General features: G+C 68.7%; 14 protein-coding genes. 9 read left to right on the forward strand and 5 right to left on the reverse strand.

Features of this window, described 5'->3' with window-relative positions; all coding sequences use genetic code 11:
- From FL344_RS04895 to FL344_RS04905, 3 genes are all read left to right on the forward strand, one after another.
- Window positions 1–2,433, forward strand: a complete 2,433-nt coding sequence (locus FL344_RS04895) for a M56 family metallopeptidase (protein WP_141617694.1) — start codon at window positions 1–3, stop codon at window positions 2,431–2,433.
- Between the two features lie 223 nt (window positions 2,434–2,656).
- Window positions 2,657–3,826, forward strand: a complete 1,170-nt coding sequence (locus FL344_RS04900; protein ID WP_141617695.1) for a tetratricopeptide repeat protein — start codon at window positions 2,657–2,659, stop codon at window positions 3,824–3,826.
- A 260-nt stretch (window positions 3,827–4,086) separates the two neighbouring features.
- Window positions 4,087–4,857 carry an SDR family NAD(P)-dependent oxidoreductase gene (locus FL344_RS04905; RefSeq protein WP_141617696.1) on the forward strand — a complete coding sequence of 257 codons (771 nt, stop codon included), beginning with the start codon at window positions 4,087–4,089 and terminating at the stop codon, window positions 4,855–4,857.
- Between the two features lie 52 nt (window positions 4,858–4,909).
- On the opposite strand, the gene FL344_RS04910 is transcribed toward FL344_RS04905, so the two are convergent.
- Together FL344_RS04910 and FL344_RS04915 are read right to left on the reverse strand one after the other, a co-directional pair.
- Window positions 4,910–6,073 carry a sorbosone dehydrogenase family protein gene (locus FL344_RS04910; RefSeq protein WP_141617697.1) on the reverse strand — a complete coding sequence of 388 codons (1,164 nt, stop codon included), beginning with the start codon at window positions 6,071–6,073 and terminating at the stop codon, window positions 4,910–4,912.
- Between the two features lie 114 nt (window positions 6,074–6,187).
- Window positions 6,188–7,090: a DUF1684 domain-containing protein gene (locus tag FL344_RS04915; RefSeq protein WP_141617698.1), complete on the reverse strand. Its 903-nt coding sequence runs from the start codon at window positions 7,088–7,090 to the stop codon at window positions 6,188–6,190.
- Window positions 7,091–7,174: 84 nt separating this feature from the next.
- Here FL344_RS04915 and FL344_RS04920 point away from each other — a divergent pair, with 84 nt between their 5' ends.
- The 4 genes from FL344_RS04920 to FL344_RS04935 all read left to right on the forward strand — a co-directional run bounded on the left by FL344_RS04920 (window position 7,175) and on the right by FL344_RS04935 (window position 9,158).
- Complete coding sequence (locus FL344_RS04920) at window positions 7,175–8,065, forward strand: 2-oxo acid dehydrogenase subunit E2 (RefSeq protein ID WP_228564792.1); 891 nt, start codon at window positions 7,175–7,177, stop codon at window positions 8,063–8,065.
- 30 nt (window positions 8,066–8,095) lie between these two features.
- Window positions 8,096–8,323 (forward strand): hypothetical protein, encoded by a 228-nt coding sequence (locus FL344_RS04925; protein ID WP_141588040.1) that lies wholly within the window; start codon window positions 8,096–8,098, stop codon window positions 8,321–8,323.
- Window positions 8,324–8,402: 79 nt separating this feature from the next.
- Window positions 8,403–8,750: a TipAS antibiotic-recognition domain-containing protein gene (locus FL344_RS04930; protein ID WP_141617700.1), complete on the forward strand. Its 348-nt coding sequence runs from the start codon at window positions 8,403–8,405 to the stop codon at window positions 8,748–8,750.
- Window positions 8,751–8,852: 102 nt separating this feature from the next.
- Window positions 8,853–9,158: a cyclic-phosphate processing receiver domain-containing protein gene (locus FL344_RS04935; protein ID WP_141617701.1), complete on the forward strand. Its 306-nt coding sequence runs from the start codon at window positions 8,853–8,855 to the stop codon at window positions 9,156–9,158.
- 28 nt (window positions 9,159–9,186) lie between these two features.
- On the opposite strand, the gene FL344_RS38930 is transcribed toward FL344_RS04935, so the two are convergent.
- From FL344_RS38930 to FL344_RS04950, 3 genes are all read right to left on the reverse strand, one after another.
- Window positions 9,187–10,203 (reverse strand): hypothetical protein, encoded by a 1,017-nt coding sequence (locus FL344_RS38930; RefSeq protein ID WP_228564793.1) that lies wholly within the window; start codon window positions 10,201–10,203, stop codon window positions 9,187–9,189.
- Window positions 10,204–10,747: 544 nt separating this feature from the next.
- Window positions 10,748–11,458, reverse strand: a complete 711-nt coding sequence (locus FL344_RS04945; RefSeq protein WP_141617734.1) for a transglycosylase domain-containing protein — start codon at window positions 11,456–11,458, stop codon at window positions 10,748–10,750.
- A gap of 260 nt (window positions 11,459–11,718) precedes the next feature.
- Window positions 11,719–14,028 (reverse strand): TonB-dependent receptor, encoded by a 2,310-nt coding sequence (locus FL344_RS04950; RefSeq protein WP_228564794.1) that lies wholly within the window; start codon window positions 14,026–14,028, stop codon window positions 11,719–11,721.
- A 121-nt stretch (window positions 14,029–14,149) separates the two neighbouring features.
- On the opposite strand from FL344_RS04950, the gene FL344_RS04955 reads away from it, so the two are divergent.
- On the forward strand, window positions 14,150–15,034 hold the full coding sequence (locus tag FL344_RS04955; protein WP_141617704.1) for a hypothetical protein: 885 nt from the start codon (window positions 14,150–14,152) through the stop codon (window positions 15,032–15,034).
- 199 nt (window positions 15,035–15,233) lie between these two features.
- Complete coding sequence (locus tag FL344_RS04960) at window positions 15,234–22,670, forward strand: HAMP domain-containing protein (protein WP_141617705.1); 7,437 nt, start codon at window positions 15,234–15,236, stop codon at window positions 22,668–22,670.
- The last annotated feature ends 69 nt before the right edge of the window (window positions 22,671–22,739 follow it).

A 22,739-nucleotide genomic window follows, 5' to 3' on the forward strand; every position in this document is an offset into this window, starting at 1 on the left:
ATGGGCACGGACTGGCTGTCGCACGTAGGGGCGTGGGCGTCGTCGGGTCTGTGGCGGGCGTCGTGGCAGGGGGCGCTTTGCGCCGTGCTGGTGTGGGCGGTGGCGAGGGCGTGGCCGAAGCTGCCGGCGTCGCTGCGCGCGGGGCTCTGGTGGCTGGTGGCGCTGAAGTTCGTGGTGGCGCTGGGGTGGCTGCCTTCCCTCGCGTTGCCGGTGCTGCCCGCGTCGGTGGCTGCTGGCGTGGCGCGGGTGGAGGCCTGGTGGGGCGGGAGCTCCGCGTGGGAGGCGGTGCCTCGCGTCTCGGAGGCTGTGGCGGTGGACGCTCAGCGACACGTGTCTCCGGGGGAGGGCTTTGACTCCGAGAGGCCCGTGGCCGAAGCGGCAACCCACGGGCCCGTGCTCTCTCCGCAGCGGGATGGCTCATCGTGGGAGCGCACGGCCTTCGCGACGTCCGGGGCGGAGGCTGCGCGGCGTGGCGCCCTTCAGACCGGTGCTGTCGATGCGGGCACGGTGGCCGAGCCCGATGGTTCCTTTCCGTGGGGCCGCGCCATGGTGGGGCTGCTTCTGGCGGTGTGGGGAGCCGGCGTGCTGTGGCAGGTGTATGGCCATGTGAAGGGCGGGCTCGCGGTGCGTCGCCTTCGCCAGTCCGCACGTCCGTTGGTTCACCCGGGATTGGAAGCGGAGGTGCGGGCGCTGTCCGCTGCCGCGGGACTGCGGCGCGTGCCGGGACTCCTTGTCTCCGAATCGGTGGCCAGCCCGCTGGCCACGGGACTGCTGGCTCCAGTCGTGGTGCTGCCCGGGAGGGCGGTGCGACGGTTGCCCGTGGCGGCCCTGCGCATGGCGCTGGCGCACGAGCTGGCGCACCTGCGTCGCGGTGACTTGTGGCTCGGCTGGGTGCCGGCGCTGGCGGAGTCGCTCTTCTTCTTCCATCCGCTCGCGCGGCGGGCGGCTCGCGAGTACGCGCTGGCCCGTGAGGAGGCGTGTGATGCCGAGGCCATCCGGCTCACGGATGCGGAGCTCGCGGACTACGGCGAGCTGATTCTCGCTTTTGGAATCGCCAGAACTCCCGGCACGGCTGCTGCGCTGGGGGCGTCCTCTCACGTTGATGCGTTGCACAGGAGGTTGAGCATGCTGGAGCACGTCGATGCCGTTCCCCCTCGAATCCGGCGCCTGTTGAGGGTGGCGCTCTCCGCCATGGGTGTTGCTGCGCTGGTGCCCTTCCAGGTCGTCGCACGGGAAGCGAGTGGTGCACCTCGCCTGGCGCCCGAGTCGGCGGCGTCTGGACAGAGTGGCACCGCGTCGTCGAAGCCTGCGTCCACCGCGGCCCAGAACGCGCCCATACCGGGCACACAATCTGCGTCCCCGGTTGCCAAGAGCGCGCCGTCACCGAGTGCTCGGCCCTCGACGGCACCCGCATCCGCGCCGGAGGCCCGGCCCGCCCCCGCTGCGACCCCGTCGGACGCACAGGCTGAGCGCACCGTCATCAAGCAGGGCGTGGTCGTGTCGTACTCCACGGGCGTGATGACCTCCGAGCCTCCTCCGGTGCCGCCCGCTCCGCCCGCGTCACCCGGCTCCGCTCCGGTGCCGCCCGTCCCGCCCAGCGTTGCTCTATCGCCATCCGTTCCCAGAACGCCGCCGGCGCCTGCTGCTCCGCGTCTCGCCGTCGTCACGCAGCGGCACATCGTGGGGGGCACGTCGCACATCGCGGCCGTTCCGCCGACTCCTCCGTCTCCACCCTCGCCGCCTGCGCCGCCCGCGCCGCCCGCGCCCGGCGACCCGGACCGCGGTTACGTGCTGCTGACGGACGGCATGGCGATGATGAACGGCAGCACTGTCGACCTGGAGCTGGCGCGCACCTTCAAGCAGAAGGACAAGGAGCTCCTGTTCGTCCGCCGCAAGGGCGAGGCGTTCATCATCCGCGACGCGGCCACGCTGAAGTCCATTCGCGAAGCGCACTCCGTCACCCGCGAGCTGGGCGAGGCGCAACGCGCGCTGGGAGCGAAGCAGGGCGCCCTGGGGCAGCAGCAGGCGATGCTCGGCCAGAAGCAGGCCACCCTGGGCCACGAGCAGGGCGGGCTGGGACGCAAGCTGGGCGACCTGGCCTACAAGCAGTCAATGCTCCACCTGGAGGAGTCGCGTCTGGACACCCTGCCCGAAGCCGAGCGCGAGCGCCGCCGCTCCGAGCTGAAGAAGCAGGAGCGCGAGCAGGAAGAGGGAATGAAGGCCCTGGAGATGAAGATGGCGGGCCTGGCTGAGAAGCAGTCCGTCCTGAGCAAGGAGCAGCACCAGCTCAGCGAGAAGCAGCACGCCCTGCACCTGGAGCAGTCCAAGTTGAGCGAGCAGCACCAGTCCCGCGCGAAGGAAGCGGAGGCGAAGGTGCAGGACCTCATCGACGAGGCGCTGCGCAAGGGCCTGGGCCAGCCGATGCCCACCTGAGACGCTCGGGGGCTCGAGGGGCTGGGGAGCGCGTCAGCCATGCGCTCCCCAGGGTGGGTCCTCGGTACCTCCCGCCGGAATGGCAGGCAGCGCCCTCGCACTTCGAGGCGAAGGCGGATGCCGCTGCGAGTATGGGCCGTGCTCGGTCCCGCGGGCGCGGACCGCACGGGCAAGTGGCTCCGTGAACTGCCGGGACTCGACACCCCGTGGTAGATGCTGATGCATGGCTTCGACGCATGCTCAGGAAGGGGGTCGCTTCCTTCAAGTGGGACAGACCCAGGACGCGGTGAAGAGCTTCCAGAAGGGGCTCTCCATTGATCCGAATGACGTGGATTGCCTCCTGGGCCTGGTCCGTGTGCACCTGAGCACCGGCGCGGCGGCGGATGCGGAGGCCGCCGTGCTCCGCCTGCTGAAGGCGAAGCCGGACCACACGGAGGGGCAGGCGCACCTCGCCATGCTGCGCGCCCAGGCGGGCAACCCGGAGGCGCTGGAGTCCCTCAAGGCGCTGGCCGCCGCCCCCACCGCGGGCTACTTCGAGCGCTTCAACCTGGGCTCGCTGCTGTTCGAGCGCGGGGACCTGGCGGGAGCGCGCGCCGCCTTCGAGTCCGTGCTCCAGATTTCCCCCAGCAGCACCCACGTCCACTTCGAACTGGGGCGCATCCGTCTTCAGCAGAACGAGCCGGATGGCGCGGTGTCGCACTTCCTGCGGGCCGCCGAGGGCGCGCCACAGGAGGCCATGCCGCTGCTGATGTTGTCGCGAGCCCATTCCGCATGCGGCCAGCTGGGGCTGGCCATCCAGGCCGCCACGCAGGCGCTGGAGAAGGCGCGGGGTGGGCTCCAGCGCGCGGTGCTGGAGGACCTCTTCAGACTGTACCTGTCCGCCGGCAGCTCGGATGGCGCCAAGCGCGTGGCTCAGGAGTTGCGCAAGCTGGACCCTTCCAGCATCACCTATCTCTACCTGCTCGGCCTGGCGACGATGAGCGCTGGCGCCTTCGCTGAGGCCAAGGACGTCTTCGCGGAGGTGCTACGGCAGGCGCCCGGAAGCTGGCAGGCCCAGCACGCGCTGGCGCAGATGCACCTCGCCCTGGGCGAGCGCGCCGAGGCGGTGACGCTGCTGGAGGCGGCCGTGGCCACGGTGCCGACGGACCCCGGCCCCACCAACGACCTCGCGGTGGTGCTGATGCAGGACAACGGGCACTCGCGGGTCGCGGCGTTGCTTGCGCCCGTGCTGGGCGCGCACCCGAATGACGCGGGCACGCACCTCAACATGGCCCTGGGGACCTTCCCCGCGGACAAGGAGCTCTCAGCGCGCCACGCGAAGCAGGCGCTGTCGCTGGGCGCCGAGGACGTGCGCGCGCGGGCCGAGCAGTTGTTGAAGCAGCTCGGCGCCTGATGTACCGGCAGGAGGGCGTCAGCCCTCCTCATGCGGCTCGAAGTACATGCGCGGGAGGATGGGTTCGCGCGCGACGTTGACGGGCAGGGTGATGCGCCCGCGCCCGCGCGAGCCCCTGGCTGCCTGGAACAGCGTGCCGAGCTCCGCTTCGAGCGCTGTCGAAACGGTGTGTCGGAGCGCAGCCCCTTTCTCAATCCGCTCACGGCTCCCAATTCATGGACAGGTGCGGCGCACCGCCGCGTCACCGGAAAGGATTGGAGATGAGCACCTCGAAGAACATGCCCGTGGCTCTCATCACGGGGGGGAGCCGTGGACTGGGGCGGAACATGGCGCTCAAGCTGGCGGCCCGGGGCACCGGCATCATCCTGACGTACCGCACCGGCGCGGATGAAGCGGCGGCGGTCGTGAAGCAGATTGAAGCAGCAGGCGGCAAGGCGGTGGCGCTCCCGCTCGATGTGGGGGACACGCGGGGCTTCGGCGCCTTCGTGGACGCGGTGCGGACGGAGCTGGGCCGTCACTTCGGGCGCGAGCGGCTGGACTTCCTGGTGAACAACGCGGGCATGGGCATCCAAGTCAGCTTCGCGGAGACGACCGAGGCCCAGTTCGATGCGCTGATGAACGTCCACCTCAAGGGGGCGTTCTTCCTCACGCAGCGGCTGTTGCCGGTGCTGGCGGATGGGGGGCGCATCCTGAACATCTCCTCCGGGCTCGCGCGCTTCACCTTCCCTGGCCACGCCGCCTATGCGGCCATGAAGGCGGGCGTGGAGGCGCTCACCCGGTACCTCGCGAAGGAGCTGGGACCTCGGAGGATTTCCGTCAACGTGCTCGCGCCGGGCGCGACCGCGACGGACTTCGGGGGCGGCGTCGTCCGTGACAACCCGGAGCTGAACAAGACGCTGGCCGCCCAGGTTGCGCTCGGCCGTGTGGGTCAGCCCGACGACATCGGGGATGCGGCCGCCATGCTGCTGTCGCCGGAGAGCGCGTGGGTGACGGGCCAGCGCATCGAGGCCTCGGGCGGGATGATGCTCTGACGGCGCGTGCTCCAGCGTCCTTGGGCAAGGCTGGAGCGCTGAAGGCCCGTGCTCAGCGCTTCAGGCGGAGGATGACGTCCTTGTCCGGGCCGCAGTCACCGCGTCCGTCGCAGTTGCTGGTGGTGACGTAGAGGTGGCCATCCGGCCCCATGATGACCTCGCGCAGCCGGCCGTAGGTGTTGCGCAGGTACACTTCGTGCCTGGTGACGCGGCTCGAATCCGGCGCGAACTCCACGCGTTGGAGGTGGCGTGAGCCCAGCGTGCCGATGAGCAGCGAGCCCTTCCATTCGGGGATGGCCGTTCCGGTGTAGATGGCGGCGCCGCCGGGGGGCATGGCGTCCTTGTAGGTGATGGACGGTGTGATTTGCCCCTCGCGCGTCTCGCACGAGTAGATGCCGGGCCAGCCCAGGTTGTCACCGCGGTGGGCGACGCTGACCTCGTCGTGTCCCCGGCGCAGCGTCTCGCCGCTGGGGCCGTGGTCCACGATGTACAGCGTGGAGGCGTCGCGCCAGTCGAAGGCCTGGAGGTTGCGGATGCCGGTGAGGAACGCGGGCGAGCCAGGGATGGGATTGTCCTGAGGCACCGCTCCCTCCGGCGTGAGGCGCAGCAGCTTTCCGGCCGGGTCGTTCGCGTTCTGCGAGCGGTCCGGGTCTCTCGCGTCGCCCGTGCCCGCGTACAACATGCCATCCGAGCCGAAGCGCAGGCGCCCACCGTCGTGATACTTGGCGGAGGCGATGCCGCCGAAGATGACGCGCTCGTGCGTCGCCGTGGTGTGGTCCTCCGACAGCGTCCACCGCTCGATGCGGTTCTCCTCGGGGCCGCCCGCGTCCGTGGTGACGTAGATGTAGAACTGGCGGTTGTTCGCGAAGTCCGGGTGGGCCGCGATGCCGAGCAGGCCGCCCTCCGCGGCGTCCGTGACGGGCACCGTCGCCACGGGCCGCGGCTGGAGGACGCCGTCCTTGAGCAGGCGGATACGGCCCGGGCGCTCGGTGACGAGCGCGTCGCCTCCGGGGAGCCACGCGATGCCCCACGGCGTCTCCAGGCCCCGCGCCACCACCTCGACGTTGAAGGGCACGGTGCCGTCGGCGCCCCAGCCTTTCTCTACGAGGATGCAGTCCTGGGGAGACGCGGTGCCTTGCGCCTGGCTCTTGCGGCAGGCGGAGGCGGACAGGGCGAGCACCACGAGAGCGGGGAGGAGCGTCAAAGAGGCGCGCATGCGTGGATTAATGTCCGCGAGCGCGTGGATGCGCCAGCCTCCCGGGGCACGGAGCGTCCAGGGACGGACGCGCGTGCCGGGCTGCTTGCTCGAGACCTGGAGGCAGGCCCGGCGTCAGTGGTCCGCGTAGCGTTTCTCGCCGGCCTCCACGCGCGTGGCGAGCCGGTTGCCGCGCGGAGGCAGCGGGCAGGTGGCGAACTTCGTGAATGCGCAGGGCGGATTGTAGGCCCGGTTGAAGTCGAGCACGACGCGCCCGTCGGTGGGCATGTCCGCGGAGAGGAAGCGGCCCGCGCCGTAGGTCGCGTCGCGGTTGGTCTCATCCGCGAAGATGATGAAGAGCTTGCCCGAGCCGTCCTCCACGGGCGTCAGCCGGTGCTCCTTGCCCGCCACCGTGAACACGAGCGTGCCGGGGGCCTTCATCTCGTCGATGGTTCCCAGCACGTTGGGGACCTGCAGCATTCGAGGCGTCTGCGCGGGCTCGAAGCGCGCCTCGATGCGCCAGTCGTTGCTCGCCGGGTACGTGGGGATGCCCTGGAACTGCTTGCGCGTCGCCGCGCCGGAGTCCCTCACGCGGACGCCCAGCTTGTCGCCTCGGAGGATGAGCTGGAAGCGGACGTTGCCGAGCTTGAGCACGTCCGGCGTGCCCTGCTCGTCCGACTGGAGCGCGCCGCCCGTGAAGGGCTGGCCGTTGCGGGTGAAGGTGAGGCCGGGCGCCGGCTGGAAGCGCGCGGTGTTGCCCTGCCGCGTGAAGGTGCCCAGCTTCGCGGGCGCGCCCGCGGGGAAGTCCAGGTCGCTCTCGGGCGCGGAGCCCGCTGTCTGCTCGCCTTCCTTGAGCCAGAACAGGCCCACGAGGGTGAGCCAGCCGTCCTCCGCCTGGAGTCGCTGGACGCGCTGCTCGTGCCAGGCGCGGGTGGACGTCTGCAAGTCATCGGCGGTGGGCGCGGTGGTCTGGGACATGTTCTGGGGGGCTGGCGAGGCTTGGAGGGCGAGAGACAGGGCCAGGGCGATGGGCGTCATGTCGGGGCCTCGGGGGAGGGAAGCCCCTGTCTAACAGGGCGGCGGGCCAGGCGCAGGGCTCACAGTTGCAGGGGACCGGGCTCCGTGCGAAGGCGGACGCTGCCCGTGCACCTCGACCTTCAGCCCGCACCGCCGGCCGGTGCCTTCCGCAAGCTCGCCCTGGGGACATGGCGTTCGCCGGGAGACCCCAGCGCCTATGCGGCGGTGGAGGTGCGCATGGAGCGAGCGGTGGCCTTCCTCGACGCCTTCCGCGCCCGGACGGGACAGCGCCTCACGGTGACGCACCTGGTGGCCAAGGCCGCCGCGGATGCGCTGCGCCGCCATCCCGAAGCGAATGTCCTGATGCGCTGGAATCGCCCCTGGCGGCGCAAGGAGGTCGGCGTCTGCGTGTTGGTGGTGCAGCCCGCGGAGACGGGGCGCGCGGACCTGACGACGGCCACGGTGCATCGCGCGGACTCGCTGTCATTGGGGGCTTTCGCGGAGACGATGGCCTCGCGCATCGCAGCGGTCCGAGCGCGCCGGGATGCCGTCATCGAGCGTGGCAAGCGGCGCTCCTCGCTCATCCCTGGCTTCCTGATGGGATTGGCGCTGCGGATGTTGTCCTTCGTCTGGTTCACGTTGAACGTGGACCTGCGCCGGGTGGGCATGCCGTGGGACCCGTTCGGCTCGGTGGCGGTGACGAGTCTGGGCTCGTTGGGGCTGGAGCGGGGCTATGTGGCCCTGGTGCCGTACACGCGCGTGCCCTTCCTGCTGGCACCGGGCGCGGTGCGGACGGAGCCCGTGGTGGATGCGGGCGCGCTGGTGCCTGGGCTGGTGATGACGCTCACTTGCACCTGGGACGCCCGGCTCATTGGCGTGGAGGACGCCGCGCGTGTCTTGCGCGACATCGGCGCCGCGCTGGAGGATCCGGAGGGGACGTGGGGCTTGGCTTCGCCAGACGGGCGCGGGGCTGCGAGTGGTGCGGAGGTGGGGTAGCATCGGGCCGCTGCTTCGAAAGGGGCCTTCATGTCCGTGGATACGAACCGCCGTGTCATTGCTTCGCGCCCCGTGGGGCGCGCGCTCGGTGGGCAGGACCGCTTCGAGAAGGAGGCGCTGGAAGGGCCCGCGGAAGGCGGCCTCGCGCTGGCGCGGCGGCAGCGGATGGCGGGCGGGACGCTGCGGGCGGGGGAGGAGAGCCCGTTCGCCGCGAAGCTGCGGAAGCTCGCGGGCGGCGCTTCGGATGACGAGCGTTGAATCCGCTTGAGCCTCACGCCGCGTGAGGCCGTACCCATCTCATCACGCCACACTGCCGTGGCGGGATGAGGTGTGAATCATGTTCGAGAAGCACTACACGCCGGAGCAGCTCCAGCAGTTGAAGGCCCGCCGCGAGGCACTGGGCGAGGAAGCCATCCGCCAGGTCGAGGCCGAGTGGCCCCAACTCATCGCTCGCGTCCGCGCGGAGATGGACCAGGGCACGGACCCCACGAGCGAGCCGGTGCGCTCGCTGGCCATTCGCTGGCGGGAGCTGCTGAAGGCGTTCACGGGGGGCGACCCTGGCATCGAAGGGGCGCTGAATGCGACGCATCAGCAGGAGCCCGAGGTCGCGGCGAAGCACGGATTGGACCCCGCACTCTTCGCGTACATCGGCAAGGCGATGGCCAGTCTGGAGGGGCAGGCGTAGCCGTGGTGAGGCTGCTTGCTTCATCGTCTTCGCTGGATTCAGTCACGGTGCTCCATGCGCGTCCCTGGGGCCCTGTGTCACCGAACGCGAGGCGTGGATGCCATGAAGGTCTATCTGGATGACGAACGGGCCACTCCCGACGGCTGGGTGCGTGTGTGGTGGCCCGAAGAGGCGATTTCGCTGCTGGCGTCCGGGCAGGTGACGGAGCTGAGCCTGGACCACGACCTGGGCGACGACACGCATGGCACCGGATACGACGTCTTGCTGTGGTTGGAAGAGGCCGTGGCGACCCGTGGCTTCGTGCCGCCACGGGTCCAGGTGCATTCGGCCAACAGCTCCGCGCGACAGAAGATGACGCTGGCCATCGCCCGCATCGAGCGCTTCGCCCAGGATGGGCAGGGTGGTTGAGCTCGTCCCCAGGTGAAGGGGCGGGGCTTCAGCGCCTGCGGCCGGGATAGGCCCGAATCTGGGTGGCGTAGGTGTCACCATCCGCGATGTAGTTGAACGCGGCCTGCACGGGGGTGCCCTCGGAGAGTTGCTGCGGTGAGACGCGCTTGCCGTTGGCGCTGATGCGGGTGGTGTTGGTTACAAAGAGGTTGAAGGTGTCTCCGGACTCCGCGTCGCGGACCACGACGTGGTCCTTTCCGACGGAGGCCACCCGCCCTTGCATGACGACGCTGGCCAGCACCGTGGAGCCCGTGTCCGCGTCAGGCGCCGTGGCCTGCGTCCCTGCGCCTCCCGTCCCCGTACCCTCGCGCCGCAATGTGTTCACCTCGGCTTCGAGCCGCTGGACCTGGTCGCGAAGCCGCGCGACCTCTTGCTCGAGGTTCTCGGGTCGCGCGCCGCTGGCTTCCTGAGTCTCTGCTGCACCGCCGCTGACCGCGCCGCCCGTGGGCGCGCCAGCCGGTGTTTCACTGCCACCTGTCGAACTGCCCGGGCTCGTCGCAGAGGGCTGGGGGCCCATCGTGTCGCTGCCGGCAGCGCCACCCGTCGCGGAGCCTGTCGTCATGCCGCTGCCGCCGGTCGCCGTACCGCCGACACCGGAGCTGGAGCCGGTCGTCATGCCGCTACCGGTCGCCGTACCGCCGACATCGGAGCTGGAGCCGGTCGACACGCCGCTGCCGGTCGCCATACCGCCGACATCGGAGCCTGTCGACACGCCGCTGCCGCCGGTTGCCGTACCGCCGACATCGGAGCCGGAGCCGGTCGTCATGCCGCTGCCGGTCGCCGTACCGCCGACATCGGAGTCTGTCGACACGCCGCTGCCGGTCGCCGTACCGCCGACATCGGAGCTGGTGCCTGTCGTCATGCCGCCGCCGGTCGCTGTACCGCCGACATCGGAGCTGGAGCCGGTCGTCATGCCGCTGCCGGTCGCCGTACCGCTGACGCCGGAGTTCGAGCCTGCCGTGTGCGTGCTGCCGCTGGTCGTGCCCGTTCCACCGGTGCCACTCATGCCTGACCCACCTGTGCCGGTCGTGCTAGTGGAAGGAACGTTCAGTCCAGTTCCCCAGGTGCCGTCGGCGGCGTTCGTGGATGTGTCAGGTAGTCCGCTGCCGCCAATACCCGGTGGTGGGGTGTACCCGCGTGTCGCGCCCGCCGGTGGCGCGGCAACGGGCTCCGCGCCAGTGTTGGTCTCAATCGTGTCCATTGAGTTTCTTCCCGAATCGCCGGGAGCCGTTTGCGGCGGAGGCGAGAAGTTGCCTGGTTCATAGGCGTCCTGTGGTTGGACGATGCCCGGCGCTCCGCCAGACGCCGCGCCTCCGGCCGAGCCACTGCCTGCTGATTGGGCGAGACCGGCCGACGACGTGAGGAGGCTGAAGGTCAGGGCGGCATGGGTGATGGCGCGTCGCATGGTCGGTTCCTTTCCCTTTGCCTCGCAAAGGTGAGGTCCGGGAGCGAGGCGGCAAGCGCGGGACCAGGCGAACAGCCAGGAGGATGGCCGCATGTAGGGATCGTCGGCGTCAGGAATCCACTGTCGAGTCCACCCGACGGGCTTCTCAGCGCCGGGGACATGACGGCTCACGAGCGGGGGAACTCAGCGCCGGTGGCGACGTGCACACTGCTTCAGCCTCAGCCGCACTGACGACGCCAGCGTCGGACAGGTGTCCCAGCAGCCTGTCTCGCCGCTGTCGAACTCGGTCTGGAGCGCAGCCGGCGTCGCGAGGGTTCTCGGCAATGGCGAGGAGCAACGCTGCGTCTGTCGCATCGAGCCGTACCCACTCCTTGCGCAGCAGCACGGGTGCGGCGGCATGTGCGCCGATTAGGTCACGACCCAACCAGAGGTGCCTCGCTTCGAACGCAAGCAACTCCTCCGCGGTCCAATTTCGGGTGAGCCAGATGGTCAGGGCAAGTGTTTCAAAGACGCGTATCCGCCTTTCGCCTGCTCCTTCCTGAATGCGTGACCACGTGTGAGCAACACTGCCGGCAAGCCTGAACCCGTGAGGCATGGTGCCGCGCATTCCTCCGACCGTGGGGCGACTCAGCGTGACCTTCATCAGGGTGAAGAGGAGGGTGGTCGGCCAGACCGGTTGTACGCGAAGCGCCGACGTGTGTTCGCTCTGCGCCCACCGCACCTGATTCCAGGATGCCGGGGGCGATGGGCCTTCCACCTTCAGGGGAAGGGAGGGCACCCGCGCGAGCATGGCCTGGTAGACGCACTCCACAGTGGCCAGCGGCACCACAAGCCCGAGGCTCAACAGCCACAACATCACCTTGAAAGCCCGTCTCCAGCGCATGGCCCAGGCGCCTGAGCAACCTTCAGGCCAGCGATGCCACCCGTGAGCACCGCTGCCTCTGTCCTGGCCGCATTCCCATGGGGACTCCGGCGCCCAAACGAATGAGCGCGTGGCGAGCCCGGCCCTGGACGGGCTTCAGAGCTTGCTGTTCGGAAATGTCGGGACATTTCGCCGCTCAAAAGTCCCGACATTTCCGAACAGCAGCCGGCACCCTCGGCCGGAGGAGGTCTGCCTCAGAAGGCGTAGCGAACCCCGAGGCGGAGCTGTCGTGGCGTCTGGTACCGCAAGGGCAGCAACGTCTCCTCACGGAGGACAGTTTGTGCATTGAGCACATTGAACGCGTCGATGCTCATCGTCACGATGTGCTGGTCGGCAGTGCCGTAGCGCGCGCTCAGCTGGGCATCGATGGTGTGCACCCACGGCGTCCGCGTGCTGGCCGCTTCGCGCGGTGCCCCAGCCGCGCCCAGGTAGGCGAGGCCCGCGTTGAGCGTGAGCCTCCGCGTGAGCGTGAACTCCTTGGATGCAAAGGCCTTGAAGACATGGGGCCGGTCCGCTGCGAGCAATCGCGACTGTGACAGCGGCCGTCCGCCATCAGTGCCGAAGGGGCCTGTGTAGTTCCCATGGAGCCGAGACCATGTGTAACGGAGCTGGGCCTGCCAGCCGTCCCAGAAGCTGCGGCCAAGCTCCACCGTGACGGCATCGTAGGTGCGCGTTGCCTTCGGCAAGCTGGCAGCAGGGCCCGCGCCGGGATTGACGATGAGGAACCCGCCCGCACCGTCGTCCGCAATGGTCGCGAGCGCAGCATCCAGGCGGCGGCGCGTGTAGGTCACACCCGCCTTCGCGAACAGCGAGAGCTCATGCTCCGCGCCCGCCACGAACTCGGAAGACGACGTCGGGCCGAGCCGCGAAGCGATGCGCGCGTCCGGCGTGAGCAACCCCAGGGGAACCATCCCCTGATACTTCGCGGCGTGCGCGAACAGCTTCATCCGGCCGTTCCCACCGGGGTCGAAGACGAGCCCGAATCGCGGTGAGAGCTGGTGATGCGTCATGTTCCCACGCACGTCCGCATCGAGGACCTGTGCGTCGTAGCGAAGACCTCCATTCAGCGTGAGCCGGTCGCTCAAGGTCCAGCGGTCCTGCACGAACCCGCTCAAGTGGCTGCTGGTGATGTCGGCGGTCTGCGATGGGCGTTGGACGACATGTTCGAGCTCCAGGCCCGTTGCCAGCGCATGGTGTCCCAGGGCCTTCAGCCAATAGGAAGCCTGCGTCTTCGCTTGGAATCGGTCCGTGTCGACGCTCGACGGGCCAACAGGTGACAGCCGGGTGACATCGTGGCCCAGCCAACTCGCCTTGGCATCGAGCGTGACGCGTTCGTCGAGGACCATGGCGTTGTAGGCGAGCACGGTCATGACCGTGTCGCTGTCCACCGCCCACGGAGCCTGCGCGCCTTCCATCCCCCGCATCAATGCGGGAGCGGTGACAACCGTCAGCGATGTCCAATGCCTGTGTTTGAGGGCATACGTCAGCCTGGCCAGTGCCTGGAGGCTGCGCTGGTCCATGAAGCCGGCGCCCTGTTCGACGCGGCTGAGCGCGGGGACGATGCCCGCGAAGAACCAGAGCCGGTCCTTGAGCAGCGGTCCGCCCAGTGTCCCGCCGAAATCCCCCAGGTGACGGAGCGCGCCGTCCGAGGAGACGGCGGGGCGGGGGCCTGTCGCGGGCCTCCATGCCCCTTCCAGCGCGCCCGGTGCCCAGTTCGCGAAGACCTCACCATGCAGCTCATGGGAGATGACCACTGGCTTCAGGTCGATGATACCGCCCGTGGTACGTCCGTACTCTGGCAGGTATCCGCCGGTGAGCACGCTGATGTCGCTGACCAGTTCCTGGCTCAGCGGGAGCAGGTTGCGGCCCGTGGTCGGATCGCGAGTCGAAAGCCCATCCAGCAGGTATTCGTTTTCAAAGGGAGTGGCACCGCTGAAGGACCGTCCGTCCACGCTGTCCACCGTGCCGGGGACCCACTCCGCGAGGCTGTCCGAGGTGCGCATGGCGCCAGCCCACTTCGTTGGGCGGCTGACCGGAACGCGCGAGGCGCCTTCTCGCCACTGGATGAACCGAAGTGTCGAACTGCTCGTGTCGACAGTCGGGCCTCCGCAGAACAATCCAACGGCCTCTCCTGGCTCCGCCGGCTGTAGCTCGACGTTGACGCGTAAGGCGCGCCCTTCACTGACGGAGAGGGGGAGGGAGTAGGGCTCGAACAGCTCGCGCTCGAAGCGGAGCGTGTAGTCGCCCGGAGGCAGGTCGGGAATCCGATACCTTCCGTCGGGCTGGGTCACGGCGATGCGCTCACCGCCCTGCGCGGACAGGCTCGCCGTCACGACGACCTCCGCGAGGGGCTGCTGTGACTGGGCATCGATGACCGTGCCCAGAATGGCACTCCGTGGATTCTCCGCCGCACCGGCCGTCAGCAACGCGGCCAGGGTGACTCCCACGATTCGCAGCGCCTTCTCCCCCACCATGCGGGCGTTGTCTCCCCTCCAGAACAGCATGGCACGGCCACCCTTCGGCCCCGTTCTGTGCTGTCGTGGGGAAACGAACTGGGACGTGGCGCCGGGCCGCTGTTGACACCGCCACCCGGCAAGGTCAGGAACACCGCCGCGAGGAGCCGCCGTGAGTGGACGCGAGAGTCCGGTGTCAGGAGGCAAGGCGGCGCGCGCCTCCGCGAAGGAGGCTCGCCTGCGCCGAGCCGGTCCATGGCCGCTCACCGTGGCCACCGCCGCCGCGCTCGGGTTGCTCATCTACGTCGCCACCACCAGCCTGCCCTACCTCATCTCCGCGCCCACCTCGGATCCGCACTTCGGCGCGCTGAACCACTGTCTCGCCCGTCTCCTGCAACGCCCCCTGCTGGGCTGGGCCGTCTCGCCGGATGCCTCGCGCGCCGCCGTCTATGGCGCCCAGGCCATGGCGGTCTGCACCCTGCCGGAGGGCTCACAGCGGTTCCCCCTGGCGGGCGTACGCGCGGTCACCTTCGACCGGGAGAATCGCCTCTGGTGGTCGCAGGCCGGACAGCTCTGGCGCGACGACGGTGCCGAGCCCATGCGCATGGGCGACTTCTCCCCAGTATCACTCGTCAGCCACGGGGGCGGGGTGCTGGCGCTCGACGCGGAGGGGCAGCTCGTCTCGGTGGCGCCTGACGGAGCGGTGCTTGGACAGGTGCCGGTATCCGGGGCGGAAGCGCGGCTGTCCGTGGGAGCGGAGGGCACCTTCGCCGCCGTGCTCGACGAGGCCTCGCTCCGCTTCTACGAAGCGCGAACCCTCACTCCGCTCCCCGTGGAGTTGCCGTGTGAAGTAGCGGGTTTGTGGTGGCTCGAGCGCCCCGAGCGCGTCCTGATCGCCTGCGCCCAGGGGGACGAGCAGGCTTTCGCCGTGGATCTCCAGACCGCAAGGTACGAGCCGGCGCAGCGCCCGCCAGGGGAGCCTGCTCGGAGGCTCCTCGGACGGCCCCTCTATGTGCACGGCTGCGACGGATTTCCGTGCACGGCCCCTGCCCCCTGAGATGTTGGTAGGAGGTGCGGCGCCGGGTGCCTTTCACGGGCGGTCCGGGCCTCTGAATCACTGCGTTCATTGGTGAACGCTCAGGGTTCCGCGGGACCTGCATTGAATCGACAAGCCCGCGAACTCCCTGGAGATTCGCGCCAGCCCGGGCGCCGCTCAGCGCAGCCAGCAGCGTTCATCCCGATCAGAGGTTTCTCGCGTGGACGACACCAAGGTTCCCCAGTCCCCATCCAACGGCCGTAAGCGTGCCTCCGCGCGCAAGCCTTCGGGGAACGGCACTTCCCGACCGGAGGCGCCCACCCGCGAGGTGGCCCCTTCCGAGCACCCCGCGGCCAACCGCTTGCGCGGTGACCGAGGACGAACCCGCTCCACCTCGCCAGCGGACCTCGAAGTGGCGGCGCCGAAGCCCGCCCGCCGCAACGGCCGGGGCCGTGGCGCTCGCGTGTCCACCCCGCGTGGCCAGGGACGCGGCGGCCATCCGCTGCAGCCCCTGCTCGCCGCGCTTCGTTCGGTGCACGGCGGAGACTTCTCCGTGCGGCTGCCTGGCGGGGACGCCGATCCGGTGATGGAGGAGATTGCCACTGCCTTCAACGCCGTGGTGTCGCTCAACGCCACCCTGACGCAGGAAGTGGTCCGCGTGGAGCGCGTGGTCGGCCGCGAGGGCCGCATGGGCGAGCGCGTGTCACTGGGCGACGTGCGCGGCGACTGGGCCCACAGCATCAACTCCATCAATTCGCTCATCGGCGACCTGGTGCAGCCCACCACCGAAGTGGCGCGCGTGCTGGTGGCGGTGGCGCAGGGCGACCTCACCCAGAAGATGGCGTTGGAGATTGATGGCCAGCCCGTCAAGGGCGAGTTCCTCCGCATCGGCACCACCGTCAACGCGATGCTGGACCAGCTCAACTCGTTCGCCGCCGAGGTGACGCGCGTGGCGCGCGAGGTGGGCAGCGACGGCAAGCTGGGCGGTCAGGCCGAAGTGCGCGGTGTGTCCGGCGTGTGGAAGGACCTCACGGACAACGTGAACCTGATGGCCAACAACCTCACGGCCCAGGTGCGCAACATCGCCGAGGTGTCCACGGCGGTGGCCAACGGCGACCTGTCCAAGAAGATTACGGTCGATGCGCGCGGCGAGGTCTTCGAACTCAAGAGCACCATCAACACGATGGTGGACCAGCTCAACGGCTTCGCCTCCGAAGTGACGCGCGTGGCGCGTGAAGTCGGCACCGAAGGGAAGCTGGGCGGTCAGGCCGCGGTGCCCGGCGTGTCCGGCACGTGGAAGGACCTCACGGACAACGTGAACTTCATGGCCTCCAACCTCACCACGCAGGTGCGGGGCATCGTGAAGGTGGTGACGGCCGTCGCCAACGGCGACCTCACCCAGAAGCTGATGGTGCCGTCGCAGGGTGAGATTGCCGCGCTGGGCGCCACGCTCAACGCGATGACGGACACCCTCAACGTCTTCGCGCAGCAGGTGACCAGCGTCGCGCGCACGGTGGGCGTGGAGGGCAAGCTGGGCGCCCAGGCCCAGGTGCCCGGCGCCGCCGGGACGTGGAAGGACCTCACGGACAACGTGAACCTGATGGCCAACAACCTCACGGCCCAGGTGCGCAACATCGGCGAGGTGACGACGGCCGTCGCCAAGGGCGACCTGTCCAAGAAAATCACCGTCGACGTGCGCGGCGAGGTGCTGGAGCTCAAGGACACCATCAACACCATGGTGGACCAGCTCCGCGCCTTCGCCTCCGAGGTGACGCGCGTCGCCCGCGAGGTGGGCACCGACGGCAAGCTGGGCGGCCAGGCCGACGTGAAGGGCGTGGGCGGCGTGTGGAAGGACCTCACGGACAACGTGAACTACATGGCCTCCAACCTCACCACGCAGGTGCGCAACATCGCGCTGGTGACGACGTCGGTGGCCAATGGCGACCTGTCCAAGAAGATTACGGTCGACGCGCGCGGCGAAATCCTGGAGCTGAAGAACACCATCAACACCATGGTGGACCAGCTCAACAGCTTCGCCTCGGAAGTGACGCGCGTGGCGCGCGAGGTGGGCACCCACGGCAAGCTGGGTGGCCAGGCCGAGGTGCGCGGTGTGTCCGGCACCTGGAAGGACCTCACGGACAACGTGAATGTCATGGCCGTGAACCTCACCACCCAGGTGCGCGGCATCGCCAAGGTGGTGACGGCGGTGGCCAACGGGGACCTCACCCAGCGCCTGAAGATGGAGGCCAAGGGCGAGGTGGCCGAGCTGGCCGACACCATCAACGCGATGACGCAGACGCTGTCCATCTTCGCGCAGCAGGTGACGGACGTGGCGCGCACGGTGGGCGTGGAAGGCAAGCTGGGCGCCCAGGCGGTGGTGCCGGGCGTGGCGGGCACGTGGAAGGACCTCACCAACAACGTGAACCTGCTCGCCAACAACCTCACCGACCAGGTCCGCAACATCGCCGAAGTCACCACGGCCGTGGCCAAGGGTGACCTGTCTCGCAAGATTACCGTCGACGCCAAGGGCGAGGTGCTGGAGCTCAAGAGCACCATCAACACCATGGTGGACCAGCTCAACAGCTTCGCCGCCGAGGTGACGCGCGTCGCGAAGGAAGTCGGCACCGAAGGGAAGCTGGGCGGTCAGGCCGAAGTGCGCGGCGTGTCCGGCGTGTGGAAGGACCTCACGGACAACGTGAACTTCATGGCCGTCAACCTCACCACCCAGGTGCGCGGCATCGTGCGCGTGGTGACGGCGGTGGCCAACGGCGACCTGAACCAGAAGCTGACGATGGATGCCAAGGGCGAGATTGCCGCGCTCGCGGACACCATCAACGCGATGACGCAGACGCTGTCCATCTTCGCGCAGCAGGTGACGGACGTGGCGCGCACGGTGGGCGTGGAAGGCAAGCTGGGCGCCCAGGCGGAAGTGCCGGGCGTGGCGGGCACGTGGAAGGACCTCACCAACAACGTGAACCTGCTCGCCAACAACCTCACGGCGCAGGTGCGAAACATCGCCGAGGTCACCACGGCCGTGGCCAATGGTGACCTGTCCAAGAAAATCACGGTCGACGCCAAGGGCGAGGTGCTGGAGCTCAAGAGCACCATCAACACCATGGTGGACCAGCTCCGCGCCTTCGCCGCCGAGGTGACGCGCGTCGCGAAGGAAGTCGGTACCGAGGGCAAGCTGGGCGGTCAGGCCGACGTGAAGGACTTGTCCGGCGTGTGGAAGGACCTCACGGACAACGTGAACGTGCTGGCCGGAAACCTCACGGACCAGGTGCGAAACATCGCCAAGGTGACGACGGCCGTCGCCAACGGCGACCTGTCGCAGAAAATCACCGTCTCCGTGAAGGGCGAGGTGCTGGAGCTCAAGAACACCATCAACACCATGGTGGACCAGCTTCGCGCCTTCGCCTCCGAGGTGACGCGTGTCGCGAAGGAAGTCGGCACCGAAGGCAAGCTGGGTGGTCAGGCCGCGGTGCCCGGCGTCGCCGGCACCTGGAAGGACCTCACGGACAACGTGAACGTGCTGGCCGGAAACCTCACGGACCAGGTGCGAAACATCGCCAAGGTGACCACCGCGGTGGCCAACGGCGACCTGTCACAGAAAATCTCCGTGGAGGCCCGGGGCGAAATCCTGGAGCTCAAGAGCACCATCAACACCATGGTGGACCAGCTCCGCGCCTTCGCCGCCGAGGTGACGCGCGTCGCGAAGGAAGTGGGGACGGACGGCAAGCTGGGCGGCCAGGCCGCGGTGCCCGGCGTCGCCGGGACGTGGAAGGACCTCACGGACAACGTGAACAGCATGGCCTCCAACCTCACCGCGCAGGTGCGAAACATCGCGCTGGTGACCACGGCGGTGGCCAATGGGGACCTGTCCAAGAAGATTACGGTCGACGCCAAGGGCGAAATCCTGGAGCTGAAGGACACCATCAACATCATGGTGGACCAGCTCAACAGCTTCTCCGCGGAGGTGACGCGCGTCGCTCGCGAGGTCGGCACCGAGGGCAAGCTGGGCGGTCAGGCTGAAGTGCGCGGCGTGTCCGGCGTGTGGAAGGACCTCACGGACAACGTGAACTTCATGGCCCGCAACCTCACCACGCAGGTGCGCGGCATCGTCAAGGTCGTGACGGCCGTCGCCAACGGCGACCTGAAGCAGAAGCTGGCCGTGGAGGCGAAGGGCGAGGTCGCCGCGCTGGCGGAGACCATCAACAACATGACGGACACGCTGGGCACCTTCGCCGAGCAGGTGTCCACGGTGGCCCGCGAGGTGGGCGTCGAAGGGAAGCTGGGCGGTCAGGCCCGCGTGCCAGGGGTCGCGGGGACGTGGAAGGACCTCACGGACAACGTGAACTTCATGGCCTCCAACCTCACCACGCAGGTGCGCGGCATCGTCAAGGTCGTGACGGCGGTGGCCAACGGCGACCTGACGCAGAAGCTGGCCGTGGAGGCGAAGGGCGAGGTCGCCGCGCTGGCGGAGACCATCAACAACATGACGGACACGCTGGGCACCTTCGCCGACCAGGTGACGACGGTGGCCCGCGAGGTGGGTATCGAAGGGAAGCTGGGCGGCCAGGCCCGCGTGCCCGGTGCGCGCGGCACGTGGCGGCAGCTGACCGACAACGTGAACCAGCTGGCTGGCACGTTGACGAGCCAGCTGCGCGCCATCTCCGACGTGGCCACCGCGGTGACGAAGGGTGACCTCACGCGCAGCATCACCGTCGTGGCGGAGGGCGAGGTCGCCGCGCTGAAGGACAACATCAACCAGATGATTGTCAACCTGCGTGAGACGACGCAGAAGAACCAGGAGCAGGACTGGCTCAAGACGAACCTGGCGAAGTTCAGCGGCATGATGCAGGGCCAGAAGAGCCTGGACGCCGTCAGCCGCCTCATCATGAGCGAGCTGACGCCGCTGGTCTCCGCGCACCACGGCGCCTTCTTCCTGGTGGACGGCGCCGAGGCCGGCACGCCGCTGCTCAAGCTCACCAGCACCTACGCGTACCGGGAGCGCAAGCACATCGCCAACCGGTTCCGCTTCGGTGAGGGACTGGTCGGCCAGTGCGCCCTGGAGCGGAAGACCATCCTGCTCACCCAGGTGCCAGAGGACTACATCACCATCTCCTCCGGGCTGGGCGAGGCCGCGCCGCTCAACATCATCGTCCTGCCCGTCCTCTTCGAGGGCGAGGTGAAGGCCGTCATCGAGCTGGCCTCCTTCCACGCGTTCAGCGCCATCCACCAAATCTTCCTGGATCAGCTCACGGAGACCATTGGCGTGGTGCTGAACATGATCATCGCCAACATGCGCACGGAGCAGTTGCTGCTCCAGTCGCAGGACCTGACGCAGGAGCTCCAGAGCCAGTCCAAGGAGCTGACGCAGCAGCAGGAGGCCCTCAAGCGCAGCAACATCGAGCTGGAGGAGAAGGCGACACTGCTGGAGGAGCAGAACCGCCGCGTCGAGGAGAAGAACAACGAGGTGGAGCGCGCCCGCGTCAGCCTGGAGGAGAAGGCCGAGCAGCTCACCGTCATCTCCAAGTACAAGAGCGAGTTCCTGGCCAACATGAGCCACGAGCTGCGCACGCCGCTCAACTCGCTGCTCATCCTGGCCAAGCTGCTGTCGGACAACAAGGACGGCAACCTCAGCACCAAGCAGGTGGAGTACGCGAACACCATCTACGCCTCCGGCGGAGACCTGCTCAGCCTCATCAACGAAATCCTCGACCTGTCCAAGGTGGAGGCCGGGAAGATGCAGGTGGAGCCGCGGGACATCGTCCTCACCGAGCTCAATCAGTTCATCGAGCGCAGCTTCCTCCCTGTCGCGGAGCAGAAGGGCTTGTCCTTCACCGTGGAGGTGGGGCCCGGCGCGCCACGCCACATCCGCACCGACCCGCAGCGGCTCCAGCAGGTGCTGAAGAACCTGCTGTCCAACGCCTTCAAGTTCACCGACGAGGGCAGCGTCCAACTGAAGGTGAAGCTGGCCGAGGTCGGCACGCACTTCGACCACGAGATTCTGCGGCGCTCGCGGTACGTGCTCGGCTTCGCGGTGTCGGACACGGGCATCGGCATCGCGCGGGACAAGCAGCGCCTCATCTTCGAGGCGTTCCAGCAGGCGGACGGCTCCACCGCGCGCAAGTACGGCGGCACGGGCCTGGGCCTGTCCATCAGCCGCGAAATCGCCAAGCTGTTGGGCGGCGAAATCCAGGTGACCAGCGAGCCCGGCCGCGGCAGCACCTTCACCCTCTACCTGCCGCCCGAGTACATCAGTCCGGAGGAGGAGGGCCTGCCGTCCATTCCGTCCCCGTACGAGCCTCCGCCCCGGCTGCCGCCTCCTCCGGCGCCGGAGTCGCCGCGCGCGGAGCCGCCTCCCGCGCCGCCGGTGGTGGACAGCGGCCACGTGCTGGACGCGGCGCTGCCGCCGCCCATCGAGTCGCTGCTGACGCCCGTCGCCGTGGAGGATGACCGCGACCACATCCGCGAAGGGGACCGCGTCCTGCTGCTCATCGAGGACGACGTGAAGTTCGCGCGCATCATGGTGCAGATGGCGCGGGAGAAGGGCTTCAAGGCCCTGGTGGCCACGCGCGGCGACACCGGCCTGTCCATGGCCAACGAGTTCCAGCCACACGCCATCACCCTGGACATCCAGCTCCCCGTGGTGGACGGCTGGAGCGTGCTGGACCGGCTCAAGCGCAACCCGCGCACGCGTCACATCCCCGTGCACGTCATCAGCGTCATGGACAAGAACCAGGGCAACTCACAGGGCGCCTTCGGTTACCTCACCAAGCCCGTCAGCAAGGAGGGCCTGGAGCGGGTGTTCAACCAGCTGGCCAGCTTCCTGGAGCGCAAGGAGCGCCGGCTGCTGCTGGTGGAGGACGACGACGTCCAGCGCGACAGCCTGGTGAAGCTGCTCAGCGAAGGCGGCGATGTCGAGGTGACGGCCGTGGCCACCGGCGAGGAGGTGCTCCAGAACCTGGAGACGGGCGAGTTCGACTGCGTCGTCATCGACCTGATGCTGCCCGACACCGACGGCATCCGGCTGGTGGAGGAGGTCAAGACGCAGAACCGCTTCCGCGACCTGCCCATCGTCATCTACACCGGCAAGGAGCTGACGCCCAAGGACGAGGCCCGGCTGCGCCGCTACACCGGCAGTGTCATCCTCAAGAGCGGGACGAAGAGTCCGGAGCAGCTGCTCAGCGACACGGCGCTGTTCCTCCACCGGTTGGACCAGAACCTGCCGCCTCGCGCCCGCGCCGCCCTGGCTCAGCGCAGCGAGAAGGACGCGGAGCTGTCCGCCAAGAAGGTCCTGGTGGTGGATGACGACATGCGCAACATCTTCGCGCTCACCAGCGTGCTGGAGAACCACGGCATGCAGGTGGTGTTCGCGGAGAACGGGCGCGCGGCCATCGAGATGCTCGAACAGCACCGCGACGTCGACATCGTCCTCATGGACGTGATGATGCCGGAGATGGACGGCTATGAGACCATGCGGGCCATCCGCAAGGACCTCAAGTACTCCAGCCTCCCCATCATCGCGGTGACGGCGAAGGCGCTGAAGGACGACCGGGAGAAGTGCATGGCGGCCGGCGCGAGCGACTACCTGCCCAAGCCGGTGGACACCGACAAGCTTCTGGAGCTCATCCGTCTGTGGGTGACGGCTTGATTCGCTGAGTGATGGTTACCGTACGGCGCCTCTCTTCCGGGCTTGGGTCCGGTCGAGGGGACGCCTAGC

Source organism: Myxococcus sp. AB036A (assembly GCF_006547355.1).
In the GTDB taxonomy this organism is placed as follows: Bacteria; Myxococcota; Myxococcia; order Myxococcales; family Myxococcaceae; genus Myxococcus; species Myxococcus virescens.

Coding starts and splice junctions, on each gene's coding strand:
- FL344_RS04895 (WP_141617694.1), top strand. CDS start 1: ATGGGCACGGACTGGCTGTCGCACGTAGGGGCGTGGGCGTCGTCGGGT.
- FL344_RS04900 (WP_141617695.1), top strand. CDS start 2,657: ATGGCTTCGACGCATGCTCAGGAAGGGGGTCGCTTCCTTCAAGTGGGA.
- FL344_RS04905 (WP_141617696.1), top strand. CDS start 4,087: ATGAGCACCTCGAAGAACATGCCCGTGGCTCTCATCACGGGGGGGAGC.
- FL344_RS04910 (WP_141617697.1), bottom strand. CDS start 6,073: ATGCGCGCCTCTTTGACGCTCCTCCCCGCTCTCGTGGTGCTCGCCCTG.
- FL344_RS04915 (WP_141617698.1), bottom strand. CDS start 7,090: ATGACGCCCATCGCCCTGGCCCTGTCTCTCGCCCTCCAAGCCTCGCCA.
- FL344_RS04925 (WP_141588040.1), top strand. CDS start 8,096: ATGTCCGTGGATACGAACCGCCGTGTCATTGCTTCGCGCCCCGTGGGG.
- FL344_RS04930 (WP_141617700.1), top strand. CDS start 8,403: ATGTTCGAGAAGCACTACACGCCGGAGCAGCTCCAGCAGTTGAAGGCC.
- FL344_RS04935 (WP_141617701.1), top strand. CDS start 8,853: ATGAAGGTCTATCTGGATGACGAACGGGCCACTCCCGACGGCTGGGTG.
- FL344_RS38930 (WP_228564793.1), bottom strand. CDS start 10,203: ATGAGTGGCACCGGTGGAACGGGCACGACCAGCGGCAGCACGCACACG.
- FL344_RS04945 (WP_141617734.1), bottom strand. CDS start 11,458: ATGTTGTGGCTGTTGAGCCTCGGGCTTGTGGTGCCGCTGGCCACTGTG.
- FL344_RS04950 (WP_228564794.1), bottom strand. CDS start 14,028: ATGCTGTTCTGGAGGGGAGACAACGCCCGCATGGTGGGGGAGAAGGCG.